Annotated in this window: 7 protein-coding genes; 1 reads left to right on the top strand and 6 read right to left on the bottom strand. The window is 62.8% G+C overall.

Annotation, left to right across the window (positions count from 1 at the left end):
• The 5 genes from A3764_RS13825 to A3764_RS13805 form a co-directional block, all read right to left on the bottom strand.
• Nucleotides 1-440: hypothetical protein (locus A3764_RS13825; protein WP_201722433.1), on the bottom strand; the 440-nt coding region annotated here is incomplete at its 3' end.
• Complete coding sequence (locus tag A3764_RS13820) at nt 427-1,497, bottom strand: lysylphosphatidylglycerol synthase transmembrane domain-containing protein (RefSeq protein ID WP_067925066.1); 1,071 nt, start codon at nt 1,495-1,497, stop codon at nt 427-429. The genes A3764_RS13825 and A3764_RS13820, both read right to left, overlap by 14 nt.
• A complete protein-coding gene (locus A3764_RS13815) occupies nt 1,476-2,114 on the bottom strand; it encodes a DUF7482 domain-containing protein (protein ID WP_067925065.1) in 639 nt (212 codons plus the stop codon). Before A3764_RS13815 ends, A3764_RS13820 begins: the two co-directional genes overlap by 22 nt.
• Before the next feature lie 123 nt (nt 2,115-2,237).
• Nucleotides 2,238-2,558, bottom strand: coding sequence for a four-helix bundle copper-binding protein (locus A3764_RS13810; RefSeq protein WP_067925064.1), 321 nt, complete (start codon nt 2,556-2,558; stop codon nt 2,238-2,240).
• A 110-nt stretch (nt 2,559-2,668) separates the two neighbouring features.
• The gene (locus A3764_RS13805) at nt 2,669-3,274 is read right to left on the bottom strand and encodes a DUF7482 domain-containing protein (RefSeq protein ID WP_082850925.1); all 606 of its coding nucleotides are present in this window, start codon (nt 3,272-3,274) and stop codon (nt 2,669-2,671) included.
• A gap of 143 nt (nt 3,275-3,417) precedes the next feature.
• On the opposite strand from A3764_RS13805, the gene A3764_RS13800 reads away from it, so the two are divergent.
• Nucleotides 3,418-4,080: a MerR family transcriptional regulator gene (locus A3764_RS13800; RefSeq protein ID WP_067925063.1), complete on the top strand. Its 663-nt coding sequence runs from the start codon at nt 3,418-3,420 to the stop codon at nt 4,078-4,080.
• An 18-nt stretch (nt 4,081-4,098) separates the two neighbouring features.
• Here the strand turns inward: A3764_RS13800 and A3764_RS13795 are convergent.
• Nucleotides 4,099-4,792 (bottom strand): GntR family transcriptional regulator (locus A3764_RS13795; RefSeq protein WP_082865938.1); only part of this gene is annotated, 694 nt, incomplete at its 5' end.

The raw sequence follows: 4,792 nt of genomic DNA, 5'->3' as shown, positions 1-4,792 counted from the left end.
GCCGAAGGGATCGAGCGGCCGACGATATCGTTATAGGGCACCGCCACCACGCCACTGACAAAGGCGTAGACCGTCCAGAGACCGAGGAAGGCCAGACCCAGCATCGCCGGGGCCATGCCCCCGCCGAACCAGAGCAACAGACCGATCAGCGCCGCCAGCAGCGCCCGCCCATAGGCCCCGAAGACATAGAACGGCATCCGCTTTTCGGCCCGTTCGGCCAGAAAGCCAACGACCAGCTGCGGCAGCAGCCAGCCCAACCGCAGCACTGCGCTGGCAAAGCCCACGGCAAAGGCGCTTCCGGTCAGCTGGAACACGAGGCTCGCCACGATGGTGGCGGAATCGATCGCCGCCGAACCCGCCTGAAACGCGGCCCCGGCCCCGGCAATGCGCCAGAACCGGCTGCGTTCGTCGGGCGGTGCCGTCGCTTCAGACACGGACATCGGTCACCTCCGCTTCCAGACGCGCGCGCCGGATATCGAGACCCGATTGCCACAGCACGATCAGCCCGCCGCCGACCACGATGATGATCGACATCATCCAGTTGAAAAGGATCATCAGCAGCGCCTGCTCCTCGGGTACGCCGAGCAGATTGAACGCCAGCGCCGAACCGATCACGAACCCCCCGGGCACCCGGACAAACCGCGTCAGGACCAGTGAAAACCCGGCAAAGACCATCAGGAAAAGATAATCGAAAGGCGTCAGCACCACCCCGACGGCAAGCCCCGCCCAAAGGTAATGCGTGGCAGAGACGAGCTTCGCCGCGAAGGCGCCGATCAGCACGTTCAGCCTGTGCTGCCGCGCGCGCGGCCAGACGACGCCATCGCACAGGGATCCGCGCAACTGTGCCCCGTTCGCCCGGAACCACTTTGCCATCCAGTCGAACAGGCGGCAAACCAGCGGGCCATCCTCTGCAAGCAGCGTGCGAAACCGGAACATCGCCCAGAGAAGCACGCCGAAGAGCGCGAAGTTCAGCGCCCCCGCGACCACAAGGCCAAGTTCAAGGTTGCCGTCGATCTGCGGCACCTGCCCGGCCATGGCCACAAGCCCGGCAAAGAGCGCAAAGACCACGCCGTCGATGAACCGCGCGATGATCGTGGTGGTCAACACCGTGCCCATCTTCAGCCCTTCCATCCGGGCGATGAGCCATGACCGGACCAGCGGGCTGATCCCCAGCGGGACGAGCACATTCGCGCCGTACCCCGCCAGAAGCGCACCTGTCAGCCGCATGGTGCGCACGGGTTTCACATCATGCAGGATCTGCCGCCACTTCCAGCCGTTCAGAACCTGTTCGAGCAGGATCGTCAGCGCCAGTATGGTGACCCACCCGATATGGGCCTCTCCCAGCCCCTCTACGAAACGGCCAAAATCGAGATCGCGATAGAGCCAGAAGATCAGCGCCAGCGCCACGCCCCCGCCAAGAAGCGGCGGGAGCCAGCGTTGTATGAACCCGCCGCGTCGAGGCTGCGCCGTATTCATCAGCGCGAGCCGCCGGGCCATGAGGCGAAGGGCATGTTGACCACGATGCCCGGTCGTTCCACGACGATCTCACCGGCTGCGAGCGCCGCGTCCACCTCTTCGGTGGAACGTAGCAGGCGCGCCTCGGCCCCGTCGGACCAGGAGACCCGCAAAACCCTGCGCAGCGGGCTATAGCCCTCATCGCCGGGAATGCTGCCGAAGATGTCGCCCTGATACCCGAGCGGTCCGAGCGGCGTATCCTCCGGCGCGACACCGTTGGCGAAAATATAGACATCGGCCAGCGCGCTGTCGGGCACTTCGGCCAGAGCGGGGACATAGATCGTCGGCGAACCGATCTTGCTCGTGAGATGCTTGGCGATCTCCAGATCGGAGATCTCGGTGTGGGTGAACAACACCTCTTCGCCCTCATAGTACCCGACAACCGAGCGAATGCCCGTCGTCTCGGCCGGCTGGGTCAGGTTTCGGCCCTCAGGGGCAGGCACGGGAACATAGCCCGGACCATTGGCTTCGCTTGCGGCGGTGGCCGGGGTGGTATTGCTGTCGGCCCCGAGTGTTGCCGGAAGAACCGTAGCAAGGCCGATCGCCGTGGCCAGGGCGATCGGCAATGTCAGGCCCGCTGTCTTCGGTCGTTCACTCATGTTCGATTGTCTCATCGGTATCTCTCTGAATAATACGACCAGGAGCGCCGACAGGTCCCCCGGCGCTCCTGGTATGTTGCATCATGGGCCGGGACAGGCAAACGCCCATGCCGGCACAGCGGTTTACGCAGCCATCTTGCGGCAGGCTTCCGCGCAACGGCGGCAGGCTTCTGCACAGCGCTGGCAGGCTTCCTTTTCATGCTTGTCGCATTCGGCGGCACAGGCTTCGCAGATCTCGGCGCAGAGCGAGCACCATTTCTGTGTATGGGGCGAATTGCGTGCCATGGCCCGCGCGCAGGCCTGGCAGATCTCCGAACAATCGAGACACTGCCGCAGGCATTCCGCCATATCGGCATCGCCAATGCAGCAATCCACGCAGGTTTCACAAGCCGTTGTGCAGTCGAGGCAGGCTTGGATGCAATCTTTCAGGTCCTGGTCATTCATAAGTATTCTCCTTGTTAAGCTTACTGGTACTACAACACCCGCCACATCGCGGCGGGCAAGCGGGTTCGCCCGCGCGCTTCATGAAAAGCGCACAGGCAAGGACGCGCGGTCTAACGGGATCCGTCCGGCCAGGTGAGGAACGGTATGTTCACGACGATACCGCTGTCCTTGATGCTGATCTCGTCGTTCGTTTCAGCCATCTTGACGGCCTCGGCGGAGCGCAGGATGCGCGCTTCGGCGCCGTCCGACCAGTTCACCAGCATGATCCTGCGCAGCGGGGTATAGTCATCCGTCCCCGCGGGCCGGTCGAAGATGTCTGGCTGAAATCCCAATGGGCCACGCGGCCCGTCGGGCTGGAGCCCGTTCTCGAACACATAGACACGGGCCAGAAGGTCGGCGGGGATGTCCGCCAGCGAAGCAACGACAGGAAAAGGCGATCCCATCATGTCCGTGAGAACTTGGGCGATCTCCGGATCGGAAACTTCGGTATGGATGAAATGGATATCCGCGCCCTCGGAATATCCGAAAACTGGGGGAACCCGCGGGATATCCGACATATCCATGCCGCCCGACATGTCCATCATCGGCTTTGACTCCGCCCCGTCGGACATGGAGTCGGACATCGAACCGCTCTGCGCCAGCGCGGGCAGCGCGGCGAGGCCGAGCGTCAGGGCTACCGCAGTGCGGGTCGTAAATTTCGATAGGTTTTCGTACATGCTTTTTACCACGTGATACTGATTCTGCCTCCACCCTAACCGCCGTACCGTGGTACGGTGTCAACAGGCCCGCCCCGGTTCCTTGAATACCGGCTGGCAGCACCGTACATTTGTACGGAGGCACGCCGCATCCGGGGGTAAACATGAAGCAGTTCACGATCAGCCGCGCCGCGAAAGCGGCGAACGTCAACGTGGAGACCGTGCGCTTTTACGAGCGCAAGGGGTTGATCCAGCAGCCCCCCAAGCCCGAAGGCGGCGGCCTGCGCGAATATGACGACGAAACCGTTTCGCGCATCAGGTTCGTGCGGCAGGCGCAGGAAATCGGGTTTTCCTTACGCGAAATTGCCGAGCTTCTTTCGCTGCGCGCCGATCCGAAGGCTGACTGCGGTGACGTCTGCGTCCGCGCCATCGACAAGCGGGCCGAGGTTCAGACCAAGCTTTTGCAACTCGAACAGATGCGCGACGCTCTCGACGAATTGATCGCCAGTTGCCCCGGTGGCGGCGACGTGAAGGCCTGTACGATCCTTGACGCGATGCAGCGCAATGCCGAAATCCAGAAGACCACTTCCAGAAAAGGTCAGCAAAAGATGAAAACGACGATCCTCAATATCGAAGGCATGCACTGCGGCGGCTGTGCGCGCTCCGTTGAAAAACTGCTGTCGCAGGTGGCGGGCGTGGAAAAGGCCGATGCCTCCTTCGACGAACGGCAGGCCCGCGTTCTGCACGATCAGGACACCGCGTCAATCGCCCGGCTTGAAGAGGCGGTCAACAAGGGCGGTTTCACCGCGAAGGCCGCCGAGGCCTGACCCCCCGGGCCGCACCCTTCAGGGGCGTGGCCGCTCCAGGGCTTCCATCGTCTTGGCCTGCGCCCGGACGATGTGCCCCTCCATTTCCGCCACGGCTTGGGCCACATCGCCCCGCATCAGGGCATCCACGATGTGATTATGCTCCTGCCAGGAAGTTTCGGCGGTGACGCCTTCCCGGATCACGAGGTTCATCGCGCGGCGGATATGCTGCCAGTTCATGCGCATCGTCGATAGGATGATCGCGTTGCCGGCCCAGTGATAGAGCATCTCGTGAAAGGCGATATCGGCCTCGACCTGTGCCTTGGCGCTGCCTGAGAAAAACGCGGCCTTGCCGTCCTTCATGATCTTTTCGGCCTGTCTCGCCGCATCCGCAGGCAGGCGTTCGGCGGCAAGCCGGACGGCGAAGGGTTCGACCGCAGTTCTGAATTCGTAGATCGCCCGGAACTGGTCCGGGCTGATCTCTGATACGACGACGCCCCGGCGTCCGGTCTCTTCCACGAAACCGTTGGATTTCAGCATCGCCAGCGCGTTGTTGACCGGCTGGCGCGACACGTTGAGCCGTGTGGCGATCTCTTCCTGCGCCAGTCTTTCACCGGGCGGCAATTCGCCAGAGCATATGGCATCGACCAATGTTTCGTAGGTCTGCTCCACTAGGGTTTTCTTGGGCTGGATCTGTCTCATCTTCGCCCCTTCTGCCAGACGCTTCGTATTC

The organism is Sulfitobacter sp. HI0129 (genome assembly GCF_001635395.1).
In the GTDB taxonomy this organism is placed as follows: Bacteria; Pseudomonadota; Alphaproteobacteria; order Rhodobacterales; family Rhodobacteraceae; genus Sulfitobacter.
Note: the sequence above shows the minus strand (reverse complement) of the source record. Positions and strands in the feature narration are given on the sequence as shown.

What these genes read in the sequence shown, in the direction of transcription:
- A3764_RS13820 (WP_067925066.1), bottom strand. Translation starts at nt 1,497, where the DNA reads ATGGCCCGGCGGCTCGCGCTGATGAATACGGCGCAGCCTCGACGCGGC.
- A3764_RS13815 (WP_067925065.1), bottom strand. Translation starts at nt 2,114, where the DNA reads ATGAGTGAACGACCGAAGACAGCGGGCCTGACATTGCCGATCGCCCTG.
- A3764_RS13810 (WP_067925064.1), bottom strand. Translation starts at nt 2,558, where the DNA reads ATGAATGACCAGGACCTGAAAGATTGCATCCAAGCCTGCCTCGACTGC.
- A3764_RS13805 (WP_082850925.1), bottom strand. Translation starts at nt 3,274, where the DNA reads ATGTACGAAAACCTATCGAAATTTACGACCCGCACTGCGGTAGCCCTG.
- A3764_RS13800 (WP_067925063.1), top strand. Translation starts at nt 3,418, where the DNA reads ATGAAGCAGTTCACGATCAGCCGCGCCGCGAAAGCGGCGAACGTCAAC.